This window comes from Enterococcus sp. 4E1_DIV0656, assembly GCF_002140695.1.
Lineage (GTDB): Bacteria > Bacillota > Bacilli > Lactobacillales > Enterococcaceae > Enterococcus_D > Enterococcus_D entomosocium.
Window position 1 is genome coordinate 32,996 of the sequence record NZ_NGLF01000005.1, and the last position, 23,615, is coordinate 56,610.

Annotated in this window: 24 protein-coding genes; 2 read left to right on the forward strand and 22 right to left on the reverse strand. The window is 38.8% G+C overall.

The features are described from left to right. Window positions 1-10: 10 nt before the first annotated feature. The 15 genes from A5882_RS19310 to A5882_RS19380 all read right to left on the reverse strand — a co-directional run bounded on the left by A5882_RS19310 (window position 11) and on the right by A5882_RS19380 (window position 19,137). Window positions 11-802, reverse strand: coding sequence for a hypothetical protein (locus tag A5882_RS19310; protein ID WP_086373550.1), 792 nt, complete (start codon window positions 800-802; stop codon window positions 11-13). Window positions 803-1,620: 818 nt separating this feature from the next. Beyond that, on the reverse strand, window positions 1,621-2,448 hold the full coding sequence (locus tag A5882_RS19315; RefSeq protein WP_086373551.1) for a hypothetical protein: 828 nt from the start codon (window positions 2,446-2,448) through the stop codon (window positions 1,621-1,623). After that, complete coding sequence (locus tag A5882_RS19320) at window positions 2,435-2,641, reverse strand: hypothetical protein (RefSeq protein WP_086373552.1); 207 nt, start codon at window positions 2,639-2,641, stop codon at window positions 2,435-2,437. The genes A5882_RS19315 and A5882_RS19320 overlap by 14 nt, the downstream gene beginning before the upstream one ends. A gap of 28 nt (window positions 2,642-2,669) precedes the next feature. Beyond that, entirely contained in the window at window positions 2,670-3,326 is a 657-nt protein-coding gene (locus A5882_RS19325; RefSeq protein ID WP_086373553.1) for a hypothetical protein, read from the reverse strand. Between the two features lie 12 nt (window positions 3,327-3,338). Further along, window positions 3,339-4,460: a lysozyme family protein gene (locus A5882_RS19330; protein WP_086373554.1), complete on the reverse strand. Its 1,122-nt coding sequence runs from the start codon at window positions 4,458-4,460 to the stop codon at window positions 3,339-3,341. A gap of 32 nt (window positions 4,461-4,492) precedes the next feature. Beyond that, a complete protein-coding gene (locus tag A5882_RS19335; protein ID WP_086373555.1) occupies window positions 4,493-6,424 on the reverse strand; it encodes a VirB4 family type IV secretion system protein in 1,932 nt (643 codons plus the stop codon). A gap of 9 nt (window positions 6,425-6,433) precedes the next feature. Continuing rightward, window positions 6,434-7,000, reverse strand: coding sequence for a hypothetical protein (locus A5882_RS19340; RefSeq protein WP_086373556.1), 567 nt, complete (start codon window positions 6,998-7,000; stop codon window positions 6,434-6,436). 4 nt (window positions 7,001-7,004) lie between these two features. After that, on the reverse strand, window positions 7,005-7,316 hold the full coding sequence (locus A5882_RS19345; RefSeq protein ID WP_086373557.1) for a DUF5592 family protein: 312 nt from the start codon (window positions 7,314-7,316) through the stop codon (window positions 7,005-7,007). Then, window positions 7,306-9,621, reverse strand: coding sequence for a pLS20_p028 family conjugation system transmembrane protein (locus A5882_RS19350; RefSeq protein ID WP_086373558.1), 2,316 nt, complete (start codon window positions 9,619-9,621; stop codon window positions 7,306-7,308). The genes A5882_RS19345 and A5882_RS19350 overlap by 11 nt, the downstream gene beginning before the upstream one ends. Window positions 9,622-9,701: 80 nt before the next feature. After that, entirely contained in the window at window positions 9,702-11,882 is a 2,181-nt protein-coding gene (locus A5882_RS19355) for a hypothetical protein (RefSeq protein WP_139843273.1), read from the reverse strand. A gap of 131 nt (window positions 11,883-12,013) precedes the next feature. Then, a complete protein-coding gene (locus A5882_RS19360) occupies window positions 12,014-12,286 on the reverse strand; it encodes a hypothetical protein (RefSeq protein ID WP_086373560.1) in 273 nt (90 codons plus the stop codon). Next, window positions 12,283-12,552, reverse strand: a complete 270-nt coding sequence (locus A5882_RS19365) for a hypothetical protein (RefSeq protein ID WP_086373561.1) — start codon at window positions 12,550-12,552, stop codon at window positions 12,283-12,285. Before A5882_RS19365 ends, A5882_RS19360 begins: the two co-directional genes overlap by 4 nt. A 16-nt stretch (window positions 12,553-12,568) precedes the next feature. Beyond that, window positions 12,569-13,162, reverse strand: a complete 594-nt coding sequence (locus A5882_RS19370) for a class A sortase (RefSeq protein WP_086373562.1) — start codon at window positions 13,160-13,162, stop codon at window positions 12,569-12,571. A 164-nt stretch (window positions 13,163-13,326) separates the two neighbouring features. Next, on the reverse strand, window positions 13,327-17,955 hold the full coding sequence (locus A5882_RS19375) for a SpaA isopeptide-forming pilin-related protein (RefSeq protein WP_086373563.1): 4,629 nt from the start codon (window positions 17,953-17,955) through the stop codon (window positions 13,327-13,329). Window positions 17,956-18,117: 162 nt separating this feature from the next. Beyond that, window positions 18,118-19,137: a LysM domain-containing protein gene (locus tag A5882_RS19380; RefSeq protein ID WP_086373564.1), complete on the reverse strand. Its 1,020-nt coding sequence runs from the start codon at window positions 19,135-19,137 to the stop codon at window positions 18,118-18,120. A 131-nt stretch (window positions 19,138-19,268) separates the two neighbouring features. On the opposite strand from A5882_RS19380, the gene A5882_RS19385 reads away from it, so the two are divergent. Both A5882_RS19385 and A5882_RS19390 read left to right on the forward strand, forming a co-directional pair. Beyond that, window positions 19,269-19,538 (forward strand): hypothetical protein, encoded by a 270-nt coding sequence (locus A5882_RS19385; RefSeq protein WP_086373565.1) that lies wholly within the window; start codon window positions 19,269-19,271, stop codon window positions 19,536-19,538. Between the two features lie 5 nt (window positions 19,539-19,543). Continuing rightward, window positions 19,544-19,945: a hypothetical protein gene (locus A5882_RS19390; protein WP_086373566.1), complete on the forward strand. Its 402-nt coding sequence runs from the start codon at window positions 19,544-19,546 to the stop codon at window positions 19,943-19,945. Between the two features lie 470 nt (window positions 19,946-20,415). Here the strand turns inward: A5882_RS19390 and A5882_RS19395 are convergent, their stop codons facing one another. From A5882_RS19395 to A5882_RS20045, 7 genes are all read right to left on the reverse strand, one after another. After that, window positions 20,416-20,703 (reverse strand): hypothetical protein, encoded by a 288-nt coding sequence (locus A5882_RS19395; RefSeq protein WP_086373567.1) that lies wholly within the window; start codon window positions 20,701-20,703, stop codon window positions 20,416-20,418. A gap of 14 nt (window positions 20,704-20,717) precedes the next feature. Then, entirely contained in the window at window positions 20,718-21,005 is a 288-nt protein-coding gene (locus A5882_RS19400; protein ID WP_086373568.1) for a hypothetical protein, read from the reverse strand. A 22-nt stretch (window positions 21,006-21,027) separates the two neighbouring features. Further along, entirely contained in the window at window positions 21,028-21,303 is a 276-nt protein-coding gene (locus tag A5882_RS19405) for a hypothetical protein (RefSeq protein ID WP_086373569.1), read from the reverse strand. A gap of 72 nt (window positions 21,304-21,375) precedes the next feature. Then, on the reverse strand, window positions 21,376-21,627 hold the full coding sequence (locus A5882_RS19410; RefSeq protein WP_086373570.1) for a hypothetical protein: 252 nt from the start codon (window positions 21,625-21,627) through the stop codon (window positions 21,376-21,378). After that, on the reverse strand, window positions 21,624-22,259 hold the full coding sequence (locus tag A5882_RS19415; RefSeq protein WP_086373571.1) for a hypothetical protein: 636 nt from the start codon (window positions 22,257-22,259) through the stop codon (window positions 21,624-21,626). Before A5882_RS19415 ends, A5882_RS19410 begins: the two co-directional genes overlap by 4 nt. Before the next feature lie 475 nt (window positions 22,260-22,734). Continuing rightward, the gene (locus A5882_RS19420; protein ID WP_086373572.1) at window positions 22,735-23,022 is read right to left on the reverse strand and encodes a hypothetical protein; all 288 of its coding nucleotides are present in this window, start codon (window positions 23,020-23,022) and stop codon (window positions 22,735-22,737) included. A gap of 16 nt (window positions 23,023-23,038) precedes the next feature. Then, window positions 23,039-23,299, reverse strand: a complete 261-nt coding sequence (locus A5882_RS20045) for a hypothetical protein (protein WP_086373573.1) — start codon at window positions 23,297-23,299, stop codon at window positions 23,039-23,041. Window positions 23,300-23,615: the final 316 nt, after the last annotated feature.

Genomic DNA, 23,615 nt, shown 5'->3' on the forward strand with positions numbered 1-23,615 from the left:
TTCTTTTCGTTTAATAAGGGGTATGGAACAAGTCCATTTCCCTATGTTCAGAATAAGAATAAAACTCCTCAATGAGGGCATCGATAGGGGTAGTAGAAAGAGTCGCAAGACGCTTTGACGGTCTTTCTAAAACCTTCTCAACCTCTTCAAAAGTGAGCAGTTTAAATTGAACATCATCAATCCCAACATATTCTTTGGCTTCTACTAATCTGTTGTAAATTAAAGTCTTCATTTTGGGATAGATCCAAATTTGACCATACGCTCGATTTTTATTTGCACTTACATTTGTTTGTACTCGAAAGGCTTCTTTCTTCTCTTTCTCGTATTCAACTATCCACCAATCATTTCCGACTTTAAAAGTTAAGTCACCTTTTCGTGTCATTTTTTTATAACCACCATAATTATCCTTTTTGTACTCATAAGTTCTGAAGTCACGATCGGTAATGATTGAATGATAATCTAATTTTGCTTCTGGAAAATACTCCCGTAAAAAACAAGTACATGTTAAAACACCCAATTCATGTCGAACTGTTGCGTCACTTACTTTGCCAATACCAGATATTTCAAGCACTTCCTTACCTTTAGTACCTAACGAGTAAATTTGCGCCTCTCTTCCTTGGCGCAAGTCTCGTTTCAAATAGCCATTTAACTCTAACTTGCGAATTCTCTTGCGAACATATTCAATAGACGGAAAACCTAGTAACGAACAAAAATGTTTCGGCTGCGCAATCCTCCATCGATTGACAACTTCAAGCATCATCAAATCCCTATCGGTTAGTTCAAGTCGATTGTTCAGTTGCATATACTTTCTTCACCTTTCCAATAAAAAAAGAAAATAGTGAAACTATTTTCTCCCTTCTGCGGAAATCATTGCATTAGCAATGAGGTTCCGCTTCTTTCTATTCGAACAACATTTCTTCTCATACTTAAACTTAGCTAGCTGCACTCTTTTAGGTTCTCGATTCGAATCAAAACACATACTCAAATCCAACCATCGATTATATGATCTCATTCAGGTTTATGTATCGAACAAGACAACATGCCAATCTAACCATCAGTCATACAGTCACTTTTGGTTTTATGGTTTTAAGACAGCCCCTTCAAGATTTGGTGAAGGGGCGTTGGCGCTAGGGGTAGTTGTAAGTTCCCTCTTTCAACGATTGAAAGAGGGCGGAGGGAGTTAGTTCGAGACCCCCAAGACTGGGGGTAGGGGGTTGATCTTTTGACCTTGACCTTATCCCTTTATTTTCTCTCTTCCACACCCATTTTTATTTTTATATATCCTATCTTTTTATTTTTTTTGCCACTTTATATCATCTCTTATCTTAGCCGCCCGCCCCCGCAAATATGCTTTGTTATACCATGTTGCCGGTAATCAAATTTGCAAAATTTTATTATTGTTGGGTGTGGGGGGTTCTCGATCGAAGAGCGAGAACCCCCCACACCCAACAAAGGCGGTATAACAACGTTCTGCATAATTTGCGGGGGCGGGCGGCGGGTCCACGGCAAAGACCCAAGACCGGACCCCTAAATTACCTCAAATCAGATACCGGACCCAAGACCAGACCCTATATAGGACCCTCTAAAATAAAGGGAGAGTTAGTCAAGGTAATTGAAACCTTACTGTTGAATTTCTTCGATTCTTTTTTCTAGTAACTTAATACGTTCGCTTGCCTCATTTCTCAAATCTTTTTCTATTTCTAATTGATCATTTAGATTTGAAACGGTACTTTTTATCGCGGATATTTTACCTTCTGTTTCTTGTAAAACACTTCCTACTTGGAATCTTTTTTCTTCCGTCAATTGTTCATATTGATCTAAACGAAGGGCAATATCTTGATTAATTTCTTGACTATTTTTTTCACTTTCTTCGATTATTTTTGTCTGAATCCGGATATCATTTTGAATGGAATCGATTTGTAATTCATTTTCTTTGGTATTTAAAATTGATTCCTTTTTCAATTTTGATTGCTCTTTTGAGGCATAAAATCTCAAGGATTGATTCATGTCTTGTGTCGTATAATAAGAAATATCCAACCTTACAGTCGCTGCATCTGGTTCAATTCCTTCCGCTATTAATACAAAATAGCGACTAGTAACAGGAATAACTTTTACCTTTATTTGTTCCTCTGGGTTCTTATCTGTGACCAAATCAGCTTCTATTTTTCTTTGTAAATCATCGACGGATTGGGACGTTGGTTCAAAAAACAAATCCATTCGGAAGCTCTTTTCTTCTTCATTGAAGACCTTTTTAACAACCGATAAGGCTCCTTGTTGGACCAAATGTTCTTCAAATAATTCGACTTCTTGGTAATCCAAATCCGATTTTTGGGACATGCCATGCACAAAAACAATGATTATGGAAAGGAGAAAAACGAACAGCGTTTTGAAATATACTTGGCTCTTTGTACCAAAATATTTTTGCTTAAATTTTTTAATTGCCCCCATTACTCTCCCCCATTTTCAGTATCGTTAGTTCCGATTCGTGAAAGATTTCAATGTCATCTGTATGAAAAAAAGTGACCGTAATCGGATTATCTTTTTCTTTTTTTATGCTAGTAACACGCCCAATGTGTCCAATTAAATAGCCATTTGTTGTTTTAAATTCATCTGAAACAATGACGATATCGTTTACTTCCATTGCACTTTTTCCTCTCTATTCTGTGATCTTACTCTTGATTAGAAAGAATAACTTCGAACCCTATTTGATCAATTACCCATCCATCTGATTGAACCATTGAAACTGTCACAAGCATTTTTTGTGGTATATTATCGACCTTCATTGAAAGAATATTGATTACAGTTCCTTGGATATGATCAACAGTTTTTACGATCGATTCAGTTTCTAAATCTTCAATGTATGGTTGGAATACTTGGCCACTTTCAGGCATTTCTTCTTCCTCAAAAACAGATTCTGTGACTAACTCTTTCAGCTTGGCATTTCGTTCTCTTGGTTCTAAGTTTCCATAATATGCAGTAATGAATGACTCGTTTACTTTCTTCATTTCTCGTTCATATTCTGATTTTTGTTGCCACTCGATATACGCATTGTCTACATCTGATTCTGGGATCACTTCTAAACTTTCAGGTGTCGATTCTTCTGTTTTTTCTTCCCCTAGTATTTCTTCTAATAAAGATTCTTGCGTGCTATCTTCTGTAATTTGAGTGGACGTTTCAGAAGAAATGGTTTCCTCTGTGCGACTCTCAACGGTACTTGGCTCTTCTTCATTATCCGAGCGAAAGAATCCTGTCATAGCCAGTATCGCTAAAATAACTACACCTACACCTACGCCAATTCCTATGATCTTTTTCTCGTTTTCTTTCATTTATTTTTCCTTTCATCGACTGATTCCCAGAACCTCTGCTGGGTCTAATAAGCTTGCGGCTGTCAAATCTCGTGACGTGGATATTTCCAAATGAAGGTGAGCGCCGAAACTATTTCCAGTGTTTCCAACATGACCAATAATATCCCCTTGTTTCACCTGATCGCCGACTTTTACGTTGTTTGAAACATTGTGTGCGTACAGGCTACAATAACCATTGGCATGTTCGATACGGACGTAATTCCCCCAGGAATTATGGTATTCAGACGCAATGACGACACCATCAGCGATTGCCTTTATTGGTGTACCTTGCGGATGGCCAAAGTCGATTCCTCGATGGAATTGTTCTACTCCGCCCAGAATACGCATACCAAACCATGAAGTTATGTTTGGTGGACTCAACGGTAAAATGAACCCTTCGTTTCCGCCAACTTCACCTTGGCTTAGATACTGCCTAACCAAGTCAACATAATGGAAATTCCCCCCATTCCAATACAAATAGGGGCGTCCATTCGCTTCTGAAACAGCATTGACATAGCGATACGTACTTCCTAAAACATTGCCTAAAGAAGGAGCTACCACGTCCCTTGAATAGGCTTCTGCTAAATCGATCGTATGATTTTTCCCTCGTTGCGACACGTAGCCGATATAACTTGTCCCGAAGTTATAAGCTTGAACAACGGTCCATTTATCCGTACCTGCGGCTTCTGATAACTGTAATGCACTCGCGTAGTGTTTCACCCCTTGAGCGATCGAATCGGGTTCATTATCGATCGTGTTCATCGGCAATCCAGCACTCTCTGAAGACTGCATGATGTCTGGCAAACGTCCGCCCGTTTCAACTGTCGTGATAGCCATAAGAATTGGCACATGATCCACAATATCGTATTTTTGTGCTTCTCTGACAAAGTAGGATTCCCACTTTAATACATCCGCCGGTATATTTTGAGCGCTCCCTACCCCTTCATCTTTTGACGAGTTCGTCATGGAGACAATCATAGTGACCGACACAAAAATAAACACTAAAAAAAGACCGCCGGTAGTAAAAAACAAACTTCCGAAAGCCTTTAATGCAAGCATGAATTTTTCCCTTTTCGTTGCTTCGCCAGTTATGACTCGTAAAATTTTCCTAAACACAATGCCCTCCTTTCCTCAACTAAATCTGAGTATTAATGTCCCCCAGCAAATCGTATCAATTGTTTTTCATCAGGATCTGTTGTGATTTTATAGTTATTCGTTCCACCCAAATTGATAAATACTTCACCTTGTTCCATCATTGCCAAATCATTGTATTGCCCTTCAGTTAAAAGACTCCCCATCGCTTTTCTCATCGTGCCTGCAACGGAAGCATCTAACCCTAAGAAGAACTTACTTGAACACAATTCAAATACCTGTTTGATTTTTGAGATATAATCATCAGAAGAATTTTCAGGTAACAATTCTTGTGGAGATTGTGTCGCAAAGAAAGCACCAGCTGAGAATTTTCGCATTTCTTTTAAGAACTTCACAACTTGAGTAACCACGAATACAGTGTCCGGACTAAGAATCTCCTGACACTCATCTAAGAAGAAAGCAAAGAAGACGACATCGTCGATCTCGATTTCATTATTCGCAAGTGCGATTTTTTGTCGCCGACCGTTATTCAGTGCTTGATTCCAAACAATGTTCATAGCAGTAAACAATAGGCACTTGTAGATTTCTGTATCAAAGTGACCGATCGTTTCAATATCGAAAAACAATACCTGTTCATCATTCAAATTCTTAAATGATGTAGTACCATTGAATATCGAACCATACTGGTTGGTCATTGAATCTATGACTGATAAAAAGTTCTCCATTTCGACCATTTTTACGCTCGTCACTCGATCTTTGTAGCCATTATTGACGTATTCGTTTAAGAAGGCATTAAATTCACTCATGATTGGATACTGTTTGGGATCTAAACCAATGATATTAATATTCATTTGATTTTCTTTTGCCATATAATTGTCTGGTAGAAGTCCTTTTTCAATGTAAAAAGCGTCAAGTATCTTTCCAAAATCGAGAACATCAACTGAACGCATGGACGGATTCAAGAAGCGAATTTGATTGAAGAATTTCGCTCGATGTTGCAAATAACTATTGAGCTGATCGATCTTCGTTCCGGTATCATCCGTAATTGTGGCCAATGGTTCCAAGGGGTTTAGCATGCCGCCTCTTCCAGACAAATCAACGATTCTGCCCTTTTGGTGTCCGATCGTCTTTTTCCAGTCACCATTTTTTTCAAATCCGCGTATACACGTATTTCTACCGAACAGGCCCTCCTCAATCAGCTTGAGGAGAGTGGACTTTCCCATTCCTGGTTTTCCTAGAAGGATTGAGCTGAAGGATTTACGTACGCTGGTTACGTAAAAAGGATCATAAATGAACGGTCCACCTGTGTCTGTTTGACCCAAATACTGCCCTCTTGGATCAACTAGATACTTATGATTGAACGGGTAACTACCGCCGATTGCTGTTGTACCGACGGTAAGTCCTGCTCTTGCCCCAGGCATCTTCTGTTGCTCGGTGTAGCTTTGAGCAAAAGCAAGCCATTCGGTGAGCGGTTTTCCAATAAACGCCACAACTTTGTAGTCTGAAGCTTTGAGTGATTTTCTAAGGGTAGTAAATTCCTTATCTAGTTCCTCTTGTGTATCGGCGACTAAATAGATCCGGATATCAACTAATTTCGTTACCTCTCCCCCTTGCTTGATTTCTGAAGCATATCGTTCTAACGATCGATACTCAGCTGCGGCGTCGTTTCGATCAGTCTGTGTCCGTCCTTCTGTTGCTTGTTCGCGATATTCGTTCAAGGAATTGTTGATATCCTTCAAGGCTCGCTCTTTTTCTAAAGGGGCAATATCCACCTTCGTTACTGTATTCCGGTTTCCCATAAGGGCAGTAAGCCAAAAAGGTACTGGATTTTTCGGAAGCTCATAAACGTGCAATGTCGCATACACGCCGTCACCAGCGATAATTTTGTCTTCCGTCGGCTTAAATCCCCCCTGGGGTTGAATTCTAGAAATAAAGTCTAAGTCATAGCCCTTTTTTTCTAGATCCAATACTTCTTTTCTCGATAGCATAATTTCCTCCTAAATCGCTGTATTCATATTAAACAGTTTTGTAAGAATTTTTTCTGTCTGGCCTGCACTCACATCTCTAATTTTTAGAAGTGATCCACCTGAACGTTTCATTAACGTTTTGGCTAACATGATGTCTTTTTTTGTTTTTCCATAGACCATACAGTAAAACTCTAGATTAGATAGTTCCATTTCTACCCATAAAAGGCGCTGAATCTGTTCTCGACAAATCATCATTTGTGCCATGTTTTGCCTTTTTTTTGCTTGCATCAGCTTTTTATTCCAAAAGGTTAGATTAGAATCAATGTTTGTAGGAAACATCATGGATAAAATACTCATATCATCGTCATAGATCCGTGAGAGGTTTTCAAATTGAGACTGTGCTTGCTGTTGTTCTTGTGCGCTTAGTCCGTTGATATCTTGGGTAGAAACCTTCAAGAAAGCCAAATAGCTATCGTCGTCCTTTACCACGTCGTTTTGATCCATTCTCTTGATAGGGATTACTTCTTGTACAGAAGGAAGCTCCCCTTTTTTCAGGGGACGCTTTTTCTGACTTGTTCCTTGTTTTATCTTTGCCATTACGCTAATTTGCTCCTTTCTTATAGCTCTGAACGCCGTAGGTGGTTCGATCCATTTTAAGCAGACAATAAAGCGTGTAGAGGTTTCTATGCCCGCCATTGCTACTTGGTTTCGCGCATAAGAATATGCCTAAAGCAAATAACAAACATTCAATGACGATAAAATGCCCAATCGGCAGCTGAATGAAATCTTGAAGATAGAACATGCCGCCACAAAGCCCTAGAATCAAAGCGAGATCCAAAAAGTAGAACGCCTTCAGCCGGACTTCTTGTTTAATGTTTTTTTGGATTTTCATGTGTTGGTATTTATTCGCCATTTCTATCACCTCGATCATTATTTCTTGGTGGCAAATAATCTTCTGCATTCATGTTCTTCAGGCTGTCATTTGCACTTGCAAATCGTGTGTCACTTTGTTTCTTTTCTTCCCAAATTGGTTTCGCTTCAGATTCCTTATAAATTGTTCTATCTGTTGATTTTAAGGTTTCTGACGGCTTTATAGCTCCGTTTTCTTGCCTTATCGATCCTTGATTATCCTTTGTCGATTCAGTGACCTTAGAAACAGTTTCAGGGCGATTTCCTTCAACCTGTTCTTCTTTTCTTGCTAGGGTTGATTGTTCAGTCTGTACGACCTGTTTCTGCGAAGAATCCCCCTTGTTTTGTGCTACTTGAGGTGCGTCGACTTCTGTAGGGTTTTTCTTAGGTGCTTCTTCTGAACCCTGGCTAACTTTTTTCTTGTCAGGATTTTCAACTGCTGGATTCATTTTATTCTGAGGATCAGATTCGGTACTTCCTTCTGAATCAACCGACGGTTTACCATTCGTTTGTTCTTCATTTTCCAGGTTTTCAAGACGTTGATCCGATCCATTCATGTCGATACCTGAAGCGTCATTTATCGTTTTATCCTCTTTCGTTGGAGAATCTTGAACAATCACTTTTCCGTTCTCGTCTGTTTCTTCTCCATGAGCTTCAGAGGTTTCAGACAAATCATGCCCTTCAGTATTCAGCTCGCTATCAGAAACAGATTTCTCGTTAGCTGACTCTTGTACTGTGTTGTGTTCTTTTTGCGTACTATTATCCGCATCAGCTGTAATGGCTTTCCCGTCTTGATCAAGCTCGCCATTAGTTTTATCCGTATCTTTCGTTTCTTCATTTTTGGAAGTTTCTTGTCCGTCGATCGATTGGTTGAGATTTTCTTTTTCGTACTGCTCTTCAGGAATCGGACTACTGTTTTCCAAGGTCGTTGGTGGATTATCAAAGATTTCATCGACTTTATCATCAAGTTTATTGTCGATATGATCCTTAGCTTTATTGAATCCATCTTGAGCGCCCTCACCAATATTCTTCAGCATTTTCTTATCGCTATCTAGTTTATTAGCGACACCATTCTTGATTTTGCCACCTGTCGCACGTATTGTTTCCGGTGCATGCAACGCTGCTTCGCCTAAACCGACTGCAGATTTTCCAATGCCCATGGCCGCTTTCGCCCCATAGTATCCACCCACAATTGATTTGAACCCGCTTCGAACGCTAGTATCCACGCCTAAATATTTTCCAAACGTTCTTGGACCGGTCATTGCCATAGACACACCCACCAGACATAAAATGGCATAAGCGACTATATTTAGGTTCAATGTGGCAAGATACGTGAAGTAAATCGAAAATAAGCTGATTGAAAAACCAGTCAGCATGATCGTCACGAACGTATTTCCCATATCTTCAAAAATCCTTTTCACTTTTTGACCTGTTTCAATATCCATGGCCGCCAAAACTGGGAACAAAATTCGAGCGAAAACTAATTCCAAGATTGCTGCGCCAATAGTGAATCCTGAACAAAGATAGACAAATGTCATTGTCCATAAGGAAATCAAAATCGTTGAAGTATCTGCACTAAATCGGAATTTCCCATTATCAAACGTTGAAAACCAACCGTTTTTAATTTTGTCTGCATAAAGTGATCCATCATCATCTACCTTGATTTGGTAGCCTAAAGCTTCTGTGTTTTCTTCATTGCTTGCTGTTTTCTTTAAATCTCCGATATCACTAGGTAAAATCATTTCTGTTAAATCGGCATTTTTGAACGCATTCTCCGATAAATTCATTGTCCGGTCTTTTGTATCGTTGCTATCAAGCAATTCAAAGCCATTTCTCGATAAGTAAGTGAGATCCGCCATATTACTTTGCACAATATTGTAGGATAAGCTTGATCCAGTGCCATGTAAGTCTTTTGAAGCATCAAAAGTCGCTTTCGTGACATTCATAGCGGAGTTCATCAGTCCTGGTAGATAGATAATCAAATTCAGAAAAATAATCCCTCGAAGAAGGCTACCTTTTAAATCAACTCGATCGCTAAACATGTATTTGTAGACGATATAAAGGAGTGTAACCGTCAATACCGAAGCAGCCAAAATCCGCATACTGGTATAAACGGTCCCAATCATGCCCTCGTCAAGAAAGCCTGTGATCTTAAAAATCTGATCAATGACTTTTTCCGTATATACAGCAATATGATAGGATATTTTAATTAGCCACATGATAAACATATGCCAAATAGAACTGAAAAATCCTGCGTCTTTTATCCAATCGGAATAACGAAGTAGAAATTCTAAAGCTTGTTCTTCCATTCCTTCTCTCCTTTTTCAAGTGAAAAGACAACAAAAAAAGCAGTCTATAGTTAGATTGCTTTTTTTAACGATTTATTTGTCTAATCTTCTAATAGTAAATTTGCTTCTACCGCATAGTTTTCTTGGTATAAAACCAACGCTAGCTTTTCTTTTTGAACAGCTGATAATTTTTTTAGTGTATCCCAATCATTTTCCCGATAAAGATCAAAAATTTCTTCACTATCCCCGTTCAAGATAGCCACCTTTAACAACTGTAATTTATCAGTCGTTGGATATGCCTCTAAAAACTCATTCAGATGGCTTTTATCTCCTTGTGCAAGTAAATAATCGACGATGTCTTTTTTCTTCTCTGGGAACGTCTCTGCGGCTTCTAAGTACTGGTCTTCAATCAAATATTCTTCAAACGTTTGTGGTGGTGTTTCTTCCGTACTTTGTGTGGTCTGTGTCGATTGATTTTCTATCACTCCCATTAAGCGTTGCTCCATTTCACTGGTTTGCTTCTGGATCACTTGTGTCGTTTGTTCTTGAGCGGCATAGACATTATGAATCGTATAAAGTAACGTGCCAATGCCCCCGATCGTTACAAAAGTGATCGTCGCGACAAAGAATCCTTTCCACCAGGTATTTTTTGGTTGCTGAATTGGACTAGTCTCTGTCGGTTGAGGAAGTGTAGCCGGAGGGTTAATCTGAAAAGCTTTGATTGTTTCAAGTAATTGGGCCTGTTGTGCGACAAGGAGTTCATGGTTTTGTTTTTCCATACGTTTTGTGGAATCAACGGTTTCTTGAATCGTTTTTTCTTCCAGGGCAACTTTTTTCTCTTGGACTTCGATTTCACGCTCTTTAAGTCTCAATTCTTCTTGTTCCTTTCTTTTGATTTCCTCCGCTCGCTGCATTTCTAACCACCGACTATACTTTTGTTCAAACGTTGGTTGTTCGTCTTCTAAACGTTTTTTGAGCGCATTTAGATAATTCCCTTCATTCTTCTTAGCATTTGTCAAAGTCTCTGTCACGACCTTACGCATACTTTCAAATTGAGCGATTTTAAATGTTTCTAACGCTTGAAGATTGTCCAGCTCCATTTTTCGAGTTGCTTCTTTTTTGAAATGCTGGATATTGGTCTGTGATTCTTGTTCAATCATTTCTTGAATCTCTTTTTCAAGCTGTTCTTTTTCGGTTGCATAGCTATTGTTATGGTGGGCAATTTCTTGACTATGCTTTAATTTCAATTGTGCGAGTTCTTCCTCTTGTTTCACTCTTAGTTGATCGATCGTTTGTTTGTGTCTTCCTGAAATTGCTTGGATTCGTTTGGTTAGTTCTTGTTGCCAGCGACTCTCAACATTCGCTTTAATGGCGGCGATCTCTTTTTGAAGCGCTGAGGGATCACTTTGCTTTGCCTGCCGTTCATACTGTTCGGTCAATGTTAATATAGCCGTATTTAATAAATTACTTTTCGTCTCTACCAAGCTAGAAATGAGGGACGAATAAAAATCTTTTGTAAAAGATTTTTCAATAAATTCTTTTTGTTTCTTCTCGATAAATGTCGTTGGGTTGGACAAATTGAATTCAGACAAGACGTGGTTTAACCCATTTTTTACCCGTTCATCCATCTGATCGATCACCTGGTCTATTTCTTTGATCACCGGTGCTTCTTCAACTGATACATATTCCTGTAGAGAAGGAATCTTTTGTTTGTTTTCTTCTGGAATATTTGGTTCCATTTTTTTATCACTTGTTGCTTTTTGATCAATTCTTGGCTCTTCAGTTTCTTCAAGGGGTTGAAGCAGGAGTTCCTTTTCAGTTTCCTCTCCCTCTTCATAATCTGGAACATAGCTTTCTTCTTCTGGTTCCATGACTTCTTCAACTGATTCAGGTTGTTCTTCTTCAGCAAGTTCCTCCGTGACATCTTCTTTTTTCTTAAATGGAAGTTTTGATCCAATTGTTGAGAAAAGGTTCGCCTTAGTTCCTTCTGTTTCCGTTGATTCTATTGTAATAGGTTCAGAAAACGACAAGCTGATCTCATTTTCCATAATTTCTAAAGAGGTCCGCAAATTTTCGTCAGCTGTGCTTCGAATCTCCTTGATTAAATCCTGGCTTATCAAATCCGATAAGGTGTAGCCTTCTTCGTAGGAAATATCAAACTGAATCTCTTGCAAGTTTTCTTGATTCCGGACCAATAAGGTCATTTCACCTTCATACGCTTCATTTTCAATGACTTGAAAATACAAATCTTGCGCTTGTGGGAGATATAGCCACTTTTTCAACGGGAGGACTTTCCGTTTTTTTACTGTCTTAGGTACCTTAACAAACTTAAGTAAATACATTTTTTCCCCTTTCTTTCCTGTACTTCAATAAAAAGCAAACCAGCTAAGCCAAATACTTAGCTGGTTTGTTTTTAGAACTTTGCGGTACTTGTCATCCAGTTAATAACCGTAGTGATCCCTGCAATAACACCTACACCGACAAAGATTTTGAACATCTTTGTTTTAGCTACATCGGCAAACTTATCTGAGTACATATACATCAACATGGCTCCTACTCCGATCACTGCTGCTACTGCTGGTGCTAATGTCTGCGCTGCTGAGACTACTGTATTCAGAGAGTTGACCAAATTTGAAATTAAATCATTTTGAGGTAACACGACTAGGCTTAAGACTGTTGCTTTCATGGATATTCGACTCCTTCTTGTTCTACATTTTTATTTATTTCTCTAGTGTTTTTTTCTTTCTTTCGACGTTCCTTTAATTCTGTGGTGATCACTTCTAAGGCGGCTTCTTCAACAATTGAATTTTCCCACTGAAGATTTTTTCCTTCCATAATTTCCAGTTTTTTCGTTCTTAGGATTTCTTTCTTCCACTGATTAAAGTTCCTACCACTTTCTTCTAGTAGTTCCTTAGCGGAATCAATAATCAGGCTTGTCTTTTTTGCGGGCATTTCCTTCACTCCTCATTTACTCAATCGGTTCGGCACGAACCATTAATCGATAGTCTGTTCCCACTCGACTACCATCACAGGTTAGCAGTGTCAAATAGTGTGGTTCTTCAGGATCATCTAACATGTATTTCCCTTCAGATTGGTGTATCACTTTGCTCTCGACGACTCGATACGTCGCTTGCTTGTCAAAATACGTTAGATGGATCTCGTCCCCTTTAGAGACTTGTTTCAGCCCTCCTAGCAGAAGTCCACTATTCGTCATATAGTGTCCTAATAAGGCAAAGTTGCCTTTTCCGATTGCTTGATTCGGTTTCACCGTACCTACACCAATACTAATGTTTGCTTGAGTGATTCCTTCTAGTACCGGTAATTTCAAACCAATTGAAGGAATTACAATCGTTCCCACACCAAATTGAGAAACTTGATCCTGAACATTTACGTTCAATGTTCCTGGCTCTAACGTCTCTACGTCCATGCCCGAATAATCTGCTGGTCTAGCCTTGATCTCTTCTTTGTTTTCCATCACAGTCAACGCTTCAGCCTGTATTTCTGCAATGCTTGTTTCAAACGATCGTTGTTGTAGATATCCAATCAAGAAAAAAATAGACACAAAAAGAAATATACCTGCAGACCCTACCGCTATAAGGATTCGTTTTTTTCTTTTTGCTCCCGATCGTCCGATTTTGATTACCTTTTTCTTAGTAACGTCTCTCACCTCCTGGCTAATAGAAAAAGGCAAAACTGGTAATCAGCTTTGCCTTTAATTCAAGTATTTTATTTGAACAGCTTTGAAAATGTTTCTTGAATCCATGTCCAAGTTGTCACGCTGCCTGCTTGCGGGATTGCCGGCGCTTCTTCAGCTGGTTTTTCAAATGTGACTGTTTGCTCTTTATTTTGTAAATCAAAGTGATCACTCACAAGGTCTGTAAGATCCTCATCACTATACACCATGTGGGTGGCGACCAACTCGTCTCCATCTTTCATGGTGTTCGCTGGAATCATTACATCAAAGAGAAGGTCCTGTTCTTCTTCTCCTGTTGAAACAAAGGAAGAAATCACAGTATCAACCACTTCTTCTGTCTCTACATTGATAAATTGTGTCACGACAAAGTACTCATGGCATTCTTTGCCGCCTAAAGTCCAAGCATAATCCGTTAATTTGTTATCAACGGTTGGATCGACCACTTTTGCTCCTATTTCTGTTTCCGCAAAGAGCGTTTCGATTTCTAAATCCAAACGATTGTTTTCAACTTCAATAATAATCGTTTCACCATTATTTTCAGCTGAAATCTCAAAAGCATACTCTTCGTCATTTTCGTGATACCACTCAAGTGGTTTCGTTTCAACCAGCACATATTGACCGGTTGGTAAATCTTCAATAGCGATTTCGCCATTTTCATCGGTGACGTAGGTTCCAATTACCGTCCGCGTGTCGTCCTCTAACGTCGGTTCTTCCTCATCTGCGTCTTTATCGCCAGGTGTTTCGTCTGGTTCTTCTGCGCCTTCTGAGAGCGTTTCTGGTGCTTCTGGTGTTTCTACTTCAGATTCTTCAGCACCTTCTTCTTCTGGCGCTTGTTCCTCTTCACCTTCAGTTGTTTCGTCTTCCGGATCTGAATCGATTTGTTTGAACTCCCCAATGCGAATCAAATCAAATTCAACACCTTGTAGTGCTTTTTGATCCATACCGTCCGTCTTGATCACTTTTACATTGGCACGTGCCAGTTTGTTTAAAATCGCGTCGGACTCTTCTTCAGCGTCTTCTTGTTCTGCTTCCCCAGTTTCGTTCGAATCGTTGTCTTGTTCTTCAGAAGCATCAGCGTCTGCTTCTGGATCTTCTGAAGCATTTTCGTTTTCTTGATCAACGTCAACATCTGTTTCTTCAGTGTTTTCGTCTTTTTCAGCTGGCTCTTCTTCATTTGGCTGTTCAGGATCTTCTTCCGACCCTTCCATTTCTGTTTGCTTAGCAGATACATGAATATCATGTGTTTGCTCGTTAGTTTCTGGCTCATAAGTGAAGAAGTATTTCGCTTCATTCAATACGTGATCAGAACCAGCGTCTACTTCTTGAAGGTACATTTGAATCGTCTGATTTGGCAATTTCAAGCTTTTAAACGCAATAACACCTTCTTCTACGATGGTATAAGCCAACGTCGTGTCGGCTTCTAAAACAGTATCTCCGATTGTCAGTTCTTCTGCCAATCGTAAGGCAAATACTTGGCCATTGTTCGCTGCTTCGACATCGATCACTGCTTGACCCTCTGCCCAATCAACCACTACTTCTTGGTCCTTTTGGCCGTAAATATTGATATCTTGCAAGAAATTCTCTACTTCTAAATTGCTTGAAGTGATTTCTAGCGCCTGTCCGGCATACTCGATTTCAAAAGGAATTGGGTCTTCTAATAAGACGACACCTTTTGGTGCGCCAACTTCGACAAGCTCGTAGCTTCCGATATAGAGAATTGCATCAGTCACGAAACGTCCTTCTTCATCAGTCGTCCAAACAAAATCCTCGCCATCTTCTTGTAAGAACTCGTTGGCTGGATAACGAACCGTGTTGTCTCCTGTAACGATATCTTCCGTTGGGCGAATCTTAAACTCAAAGCCAACGCCTGCATGTTGCTCAAAATCAAATTGGCTATACTCGCCGTGTTCACTTTCTTGTGTTGAAATAGATACATTCGTTTCAACCGTTTTATTGACTTCTAATTGCCCCATTTGGTTCTTGTTGGTGATCACAACTAAGACAATCCCGTCTTCTTCTTCACCAGTGACTTCAAAGTATGCTGGTTCGTCAGCTAGGACGTATCCCTCGGGCGCCTCTACTTCAACTGCTTTATATTCTCCAAACGCAAATTGTGTTGGCAGTTGAAGAATACCTTCTTCATTCGTGTAGAAAACGGAATGTTCGACACCTTCAAAGTCTTTCATTTTCAATTGTTCGCCTGTCGTTTCTGAATAAATTTCGAAACCTGCTTTAGATCTGACAATCTCTTTGCCAGTTTCTTCGTCAACTTTTACAAAGCGAACCTTTGCTTCTTTTACCTTGTTTTCAATGACATAATGGAACGTTTGTCCATGTTCTGTGATCGTAACATAGAAGTCTTTGATTCCATGGTAACCTGTCGGTACTTTTGTTTCTGAAACGCGATACGTGCCATATGGTAGTCCATCAAATTTTACATGGCCAGTTGCATCCGTCACTTTTCGTGCGACTTCTTCTTTGTTTCCAAAGTCTTGATACACCGTAAACTCAACGCCTTCTAATACCAGGGGTTGGTCTGATTCGTCTTTTCCTGTGATCCAGTTCCAAGCGTTATTCCACCAGCTGTAGTTGCCGATTTTGATTAAGTCAAACCCACCAGTGATTACTTGGTTTTCTTTTGTAGCATTTGCTTCAACTGCGACTTCAGCTGTTTGTCCGGCATAAGCGATCGTGAAAGGTACTGGTGTATCATCAATCACGTATCCTTCAGGGGCTTCTACCTCAACAAAGTAATAGTTATCTAAAAGAAGATCACGAACGGTCAGCTCACCGTTTGCGTCTGTCGTATAGGTGCCTAGTTTTTCATCATCTGACGTACGGAACAAATCAAACTTCGCACCTTCAAAGGTTGCTTCCCCTTGTGGGACATCGTTCGTTTCTTTGTCACGTTTCTTCAAGACAACATTGCCTTTTTGTTCCTTATTTTCAATTGCTTGATCAACGTTTGTGATTTCGACCGTTTGTCCGGCATACTCAATTTCCACCGTCCATGTGTCTGTGTTCAGCACAAAGCCTTCAGACGCTTCGATTTCCTTCACTGTGTAGGTGCCTAAAGGCAAGTTTCTGCTTTTAGCAGTTCCATTAGCATCTGTCGTGATCGTATCTACTAAGTTACCATTGGTGTCTGTACCTTCGTAAATCTCAAAGACATTTCCTGCTAAAGTATAATTACCATTTGGCATATCTTTATTAAACTCGACACCGGATTTATCAATCGTGATCGTTCCTAGCTGCGCGCGATTATCAAACGTCGCTGTGGTCGTTTCATTCGCTCGAATCGTGATTTTTTGCGGTGTTTTATTTAAGACATACCCTGTTGGGGCTTTGATTTCCTCCATCGTTACTTCTGTGTCGTGCATCAAGTCACGCCATTCAGCGATCCCTTGTGCATTGGTCGTAAACTCTCTGGATTGGTTGTCATTTGTGGTAAAGCGGAAAACAGCACCAGCTAATGCTTCTCCTGTTGTTTCATCCACTTTTCGAACTCGTGCATGCCCTTCTTTTAAAACATTTATATTCAGGGTTGCCTGACCTGGGTCTGGTAAATGTAATCTTGAAAGGTCTTGTGCTACGCCATTTGTATAAGCAAAGGAAGTACCAATCCCAGAACCATTTGGATCAAATTGACTTAACCTAACCAGTCCAGATTCGTTAGAAGAAGCTGTTGCTGTAATAACTAAGTCATTTCCATCTTTGCGGACGTTTACGCCAGAAGTATTCGTGATTATAGAACCATTCCAAGACGAGAATCGATTATTGGAGTCAGATATTCTAGTTTCTTCACCCACTTTTACAGTAATACTTGTATTATGCCAAGAAGGTGTTTGTCTAAAATTAGCTATATCAGAATTAACTTTTGAAACAAAATTATCATATGTTGATTTTCCAAATACGCCGTAATTAATAAAACTACCGCCCATTTCATTCCATATCATCATCTGTGTCAAAGCATAATTTTGCATTGATCTCGATTGATAGTATCCAAAGTACCCAATTCGAGATAATCTAGCTGCTGTTTCCCCATTTAATACAGTATTAAGATCTAACTTCTGATCATAAAGTATTCCTGCTTCAGTAAATACACCTTCTTGAATACAAAACACATCTTCGTTGTCAATTTGCCAACGTATGATGATATCATGCGTATACCAAGAACCATCAGGAGTATACCTAGCAACATCAGCGTTCATCCGACCATTTTCTGACAGACGATAAGAAGTACTTCTTGCGAAACTTTCTTTCTTCAGATCTTGCCATTCTTTTGATTGTTCAGCCAGCTCTTCTTGTTCAGAGTATGAACCAAGCGAGTGTAAGTCTTTTTCACCAATAAAGAATTGTTTCATGTCATCAGGGACTTCTCTTACCTCGACGTTTGGTCCATCATTTGCATTTTGACTCTCGCCGGTCTTGATTGGCCCGATAAAGTCTTTATTATCTGCATCTGTTACACTTTGTTTGTCGTTACCCTGATTACTATTTTTGTTTTGATCCTCAGATTCTTGTGTTGCACTAGCATCTTTAGAACTTTCTGATATCCGATCAACCACGGATTCGGCAAAAATCTCTACTGGTAAACTTGTAGTGATCACAAATGATAAGACAAACAGACTAATTATCTTTCGCCATTTTTTTATTTTCATAATATCCTCCTCTTAAATAATAAAAAAAAGACAAATGATTGCTCATTCGCCTTTGTAAAAGCTATTTATTCAGAGGGACTACGACATTTATTATACATTGTCCACCCCACAAAAAAGAGAAAAGCAGTTGCTTTTCTCTTAGCTATCTATATTTTATTGTTTTTAGTCAAAATTAACTGTATAACCAATGATATCTCCATTGGCATTTAATGCTGGATACACTACAAAATGAGTGAATTCAACAAATTTTCCTTCTGCCCACAACGCATACGCGGCTGCGTTAGCTTCAGCAACTGTTGGTTTGAAAATACCGCTATTTCCTAAATTAACTGGTGTATTGGCATCTGTTTCTCCCCCACCAGAACCGTTGTCTCCTCCTGAGCCGTTATCTCCACCACCATCTGTTGGAGGTGTAGTTTCTTCGCCACCTGATCCGTTGTCTCCACCAGAACCATTATCACCATCTGTTGGAGGTGTTACTTGGTCGTCTTTGGCAATTTCAAATTCAATATAGATGTAGTCACCATCAGGATGTACTTCATAGCCTTTAATGCCATTCGGATAATTTTCTCTAACCCACTGAGAGGCTTCGTCTGTATTATTGAAAGGTCCTACACGGAAACGAGTGAACATTGCATTCTCGCCTACAATAGTAACTGTGACCTCGCGATCTGTTGATTCCCCATTGTCACCACCAGTTGGAGGTGTCGTTGTTCCATTATCACTTCCAGAGCCGTTGTCTCCGCTTGCCGGAGGTGTTGTAGGATTGGTGTTGCTACCAGAGCCATTGCCGTTGTTAGACGTGTTAGAACCACCACCGATTGGTTTCGTTGGATCATTTTTATCTTGGTCTTGGATCACTGCTTGGCTAATCGTATTTCCATCAGAATCTTTCAAAGAAACGACGTTTCCTTCAAATACCAATTTGTTGCCTGCAAAAATCAAATCAATATTACTGATATTATTCCATTGTGCTAAACGTTCTACTGTAATATTAGTAGCTTCACTTATGGCACTAAGTGTATCTCCCCATACGATTGTGTACTCTTTGCCGGTAATATCAGCCTTGATTTGTTCGACTGAACGTGGCGTCCATTCTGCTGCTTCAGCCTTCTCCGTATGAATAGCTAAAGCCATTCCACCAACTGTGATTCCGACAGCTAACACTTTTAATAATTTCATTTATTCTTCCTTCTTTCTTTGTGTTTTTATTATAAGTTTATGATAACAAACTAACTATGATATGTAAATAGTTATTTGAAATTTTTTCTCAGTTCAGTATAATAAGTTTATTATTACAATATTAGTAGGAGGTGGATCTATTGAAATTAGAAACTTTAGAAGATGTACAATCCTGGGCAAAAGAAAACCTGATAACTCGGAATGAAGCAGCAAAGCTTACGGGTCAAAGTTACGCGGCCTTTTCGCAAGCAATTAATCTAAAGTATGTTCTTCCTTTTTTAGAGTATGGTACAGGAACAAGAACGGTAAGGTTATATTTAAAAAGTGATATAGAAACTTACGCTAAAAGAATTGAGGCACGTAAAAATTCATTATCTGGTCAACCCAAGAAAGGAGAATAGCTAGCTTGAAGAAAAAAATATTTTACATTCTACCAATTCTCTTTATTGGTATCAGTTGTCTTTTGATTTACCAAACTCGCAATACCAGGAATGAATACCGCGAAACTGTAGAAAGCTCGAATATAAATGAGCTTTCTGCTTTTGACCAGCTACAAATGGCTTTAAACAAAGACCTGATTGACTTAGGTGAAGCATTGATTTCTTTTGTTCACTTTGAGGACGCAAATGCTGCGACAGTTTCAACGAACGAAGAGGAGTTTACTTTCCCTCTAACGATTGTTGATCGTGAAGCAAATACTTTTAGCCTAGCCGATATTATTGCTAGTCCAGATACATTCGTTATAGGTGATACTTTTGGTTTAGCAACTGATGCATCAAACTATTTCTATTACTACAGACTTGATTAAACAAATGATTTTTAACTGAAATTTGCCAAGGAACTCTTTCAGCGTGTAAGTCTTAAGAGAGATTCGCACTGAAAGAGACGCAACAACAATGGAAGTGATCAAACAAAAAGGCAATTCTTGTTTTGACACATTGGTAAATGGATTATTTAAGCTGTTGTCCCTGACAAATCTCAGCCAAGAATCAAAACAGTCTATAACTTCTCAGCTTTTTTCGACTGTGTTCGCTTTTCCTCTCGGCAGACAATCCCCTTTTTTCCTACATAACAAGAATAGAGTTTTCCTTTTTCTAGAACCATCGGTTCACCAAATATGTTATAAATTGCGTTTTCTTGCATGGTAACACCTTTTTCTATTGGTAAAATATTTTTCAAAAAACGTCTATTAATTATAAAAAAATGACTATTTTATTGAATTTATATATTAAGAATACCAAAAAGCTACTTTTCTTTCTACTAATATCCAGATAATAATCAAATAAGTTTAATAGCTAATGTTATATATAGAGAAAGAACTAAATGCCATAAGAAGAAAAGGAACGCTGGCATACGAATGAATCCTGCAAGGCTATAACTCCAAAAAGAAATTGATCCCATTATTACTATTAGAAAACCAACAATACATACTCTCCAAAACCATGTGGCAATTAATGCAAGTGTCCGGTCGTTTTGTTCAATAGCTTCTTTTGAATACATTGTTACTCCCTCTCTCCTTGTTCTATCGCATTTTTGTCTCATTAAATCTCTTTGACTGAAAACCATTGATGACCTCTTCATTAGAAAAAGTGGACGGGTAATCCTGAATCCCATTGAATGATTGGTTTATACTTCCTAAATGCCTCATTGGACTGTTTCCCCTTACTCAATTTAGGGTAGATCTCCGCTTCACATTCTTGAAGATCCTTTAGCATTGATTCCATAGATTTCCCTGTTCCAACCAATGCCAGCATTTCTTTATCTGGATGGTCGTACGTCCAAGTACTGTAAATGATTCCCTCTTCACTCGGTGATAACGTCAGCTGTACCTGCCAACCATCTTTGACATAATCTTCTAATTTTTTCATGAGAGTTTCCTTTCTTTGTCTACTAAAAATCCAGCAGCTGCTTCGGGTCACTAAGGAATAGCCGTACATTTTTTTTAGATTTATAAATCTTCGAAATGTCATAACATTTCTTTGTTTCTAATATTTGAATTCCCTTGCCAGAACGGAGTTCATGAATATCTACTGCACCACTATTGAAAATCGGATATCCAATTGCAATATAGTAATCTCCTTTATCAATAAAACTACTCGTGTGACCTGCTTTATATAATTTACAGTGTCTCTTTCTAACTACACAATATGCCTCTTTTTGTTCCATAATTTGTAATCTTCCCTTTCTGATTAGTGGTAATAAAAAAAGCGAATGGTTTTCCCATCGCTTTTTGTACAGTTATCTCTTAAATATGAGAATGTCTGGTGTATATCTCACGATCGTTTCTGTGATAGAAATTTCGTCGTCAATCTGTTTACGAATATACGAGACTTCGAATTGATCAGTAAGACTAAGCTCTCGACGCAAATTCAATCCTCGCAAATTATTCCAAGAGCCCTTTTTCTTTTGTATTCCAATATATTCAGTCAAGCTAATCATTTTCCGTCTACCTGTTTCCATAAATGAAATTAATTGCTGAACTTCTGTCATATCGTATCTCCTTGAGAGTTTTTATTTTCCAGCGCGGCAATCTCTTCTAGTAAACTCGATAATTCTCCTTCTTTACAACTGAAACTTTCTTGTCGATTTTCTAGTGCTAGGAATAATCCCTTATCAGTTACACACTTTAGCCGAATGTTTAAATCATCTGTAAACCAAAACCCTGCTGAAACGTAGAACCAGATAATCGCTAGTAATAATACTATAAACAAATCTGTAAACTCATTTGCTAATTCATACATAAATAAAATCGGACTATCATGTGTTAAATCGATAATATTAAATTCCCTGATAGCTTTTAAAAACATGGGCAAAAGCTTCCATAATCCCATAGGAAACAAGACAATTGTCCAAATAACCGGTAAAACACTAATCGAATTTCGTAAAATCAATCGTAGTCTCTTATTAACCGGTTGATCAATTAACTTACTCAAAAATTCTAATTCTCTATGAACAATCTCTATCTCACGTTCAATACGTGATTTCTGTTCTTCTAGTTTACTTATGGAGTATTGACTTTCAGAGATATTTTTCTGCCTTAAATACTCATTCCTGAAGTCGGCAATTTTGAGTTCAATCTTCCCTTTATCATCAACCTTTTTTTGATTACCTTCCTTTTTCATCCCCTGTCTCCTTTACAGCGATTTACATGAACAATTTAAAAATCAAGTATCTTTCCCTTTGGACCGCCTCTATTTAAAAATAAAAGAGAAGAAAAAATAGCTGATCATTCTTCCTGAACGTGAAATCAATATTCGATTAAAAAATATTTTTACTCACAAATGATTATTGGAATCACTTTTAGGCTTAGTGAGAACCTGCCGGTTTAGGATTCCGAGCTACCTCTTCTACTTTTTCACTACCAGTAATGCCCAGCCCAGACATCCATCTGCAAGCTGTCTGCCAGGAATCCATAGAAACTTCAACGCTTAAAGCTATCCAATAGTCGCTTTAAGCCCTGTCCTTTGTGTGAATAGCGACGTGTTATAGACAGTCAGACTCCCACGTCTTTTTTGCTATTCTTGTGTATTCTCATTTCAAAGGACACGCAAGTGTTCACTTGCAAGTAGAAATACTTTTTAATCTAGTGTTGATCCTTTATGACCGGATTTTATAAGGTTTTTCCACTAAGCACAGTGGGGCCCAACGATTGTAGCGCTTGGCAAAAACTATTTTGCCAGGAAGCGTGGCCGTTCGAATCTCATCGAATTTTTTGATCAGAGCTTCAATCTCTTTGGTTTGAGGATTTATTATCCGGCCGTCGCCCATATTAATCCATGTTGTTTGGTCAAATAACCGGATAGACAACGCGCGATTCTCTATGTCAGACAACGAACAGACTGAAGTCACAGCTCGGATTTTGGATTTTCTTTTTGTAACAGCCATTTATACCAGTCCTTTCTCAGGGAATAATTTGAAATACACTTTCCAGTAAACCATCTTTACGCTGATAATCACGCTTTACTCGGTTCGTATGCCGTAATAGTGCCAAAAAGCTAGGAATATTAACTTCAGGAAGCCTATTTTCTCGTCGTTGCTGTTGAAGCTGCTCTATCGTAAAGACTTTTCCGCTATTTTTATTAAGAAACTCTTGAAATTCCTGCTGATCCAGTTTTTCCACCTCCAAAAAATTGACGAATTGTGTTAAATTGTTTTCAGGCAAACAAAAAAGGGTGCCACATGACCTAAATCACGTGGCACCCCTAACTGCTCAACTATTTCCAACGAGATATTTAACAAGAAAAGTCTACAGTCGTCCCCATTTGGGCGTGACGAAGAAGCTATTCTATGCTAAACTAAACCTCGTTGGGCGTAGCCCAACAGAGGGGGTATGCACCATGATATTAGAGCGTCGATTCATCTAATATTCATGCATACATGTGCTCAGGTGTAGGAGCCTGATCGCATGTCGCATCCCCTTTTTTGATTGTCTGAAAGTAATATCTCAGTTTACACAATCAAAAAAACTATATTTAAAC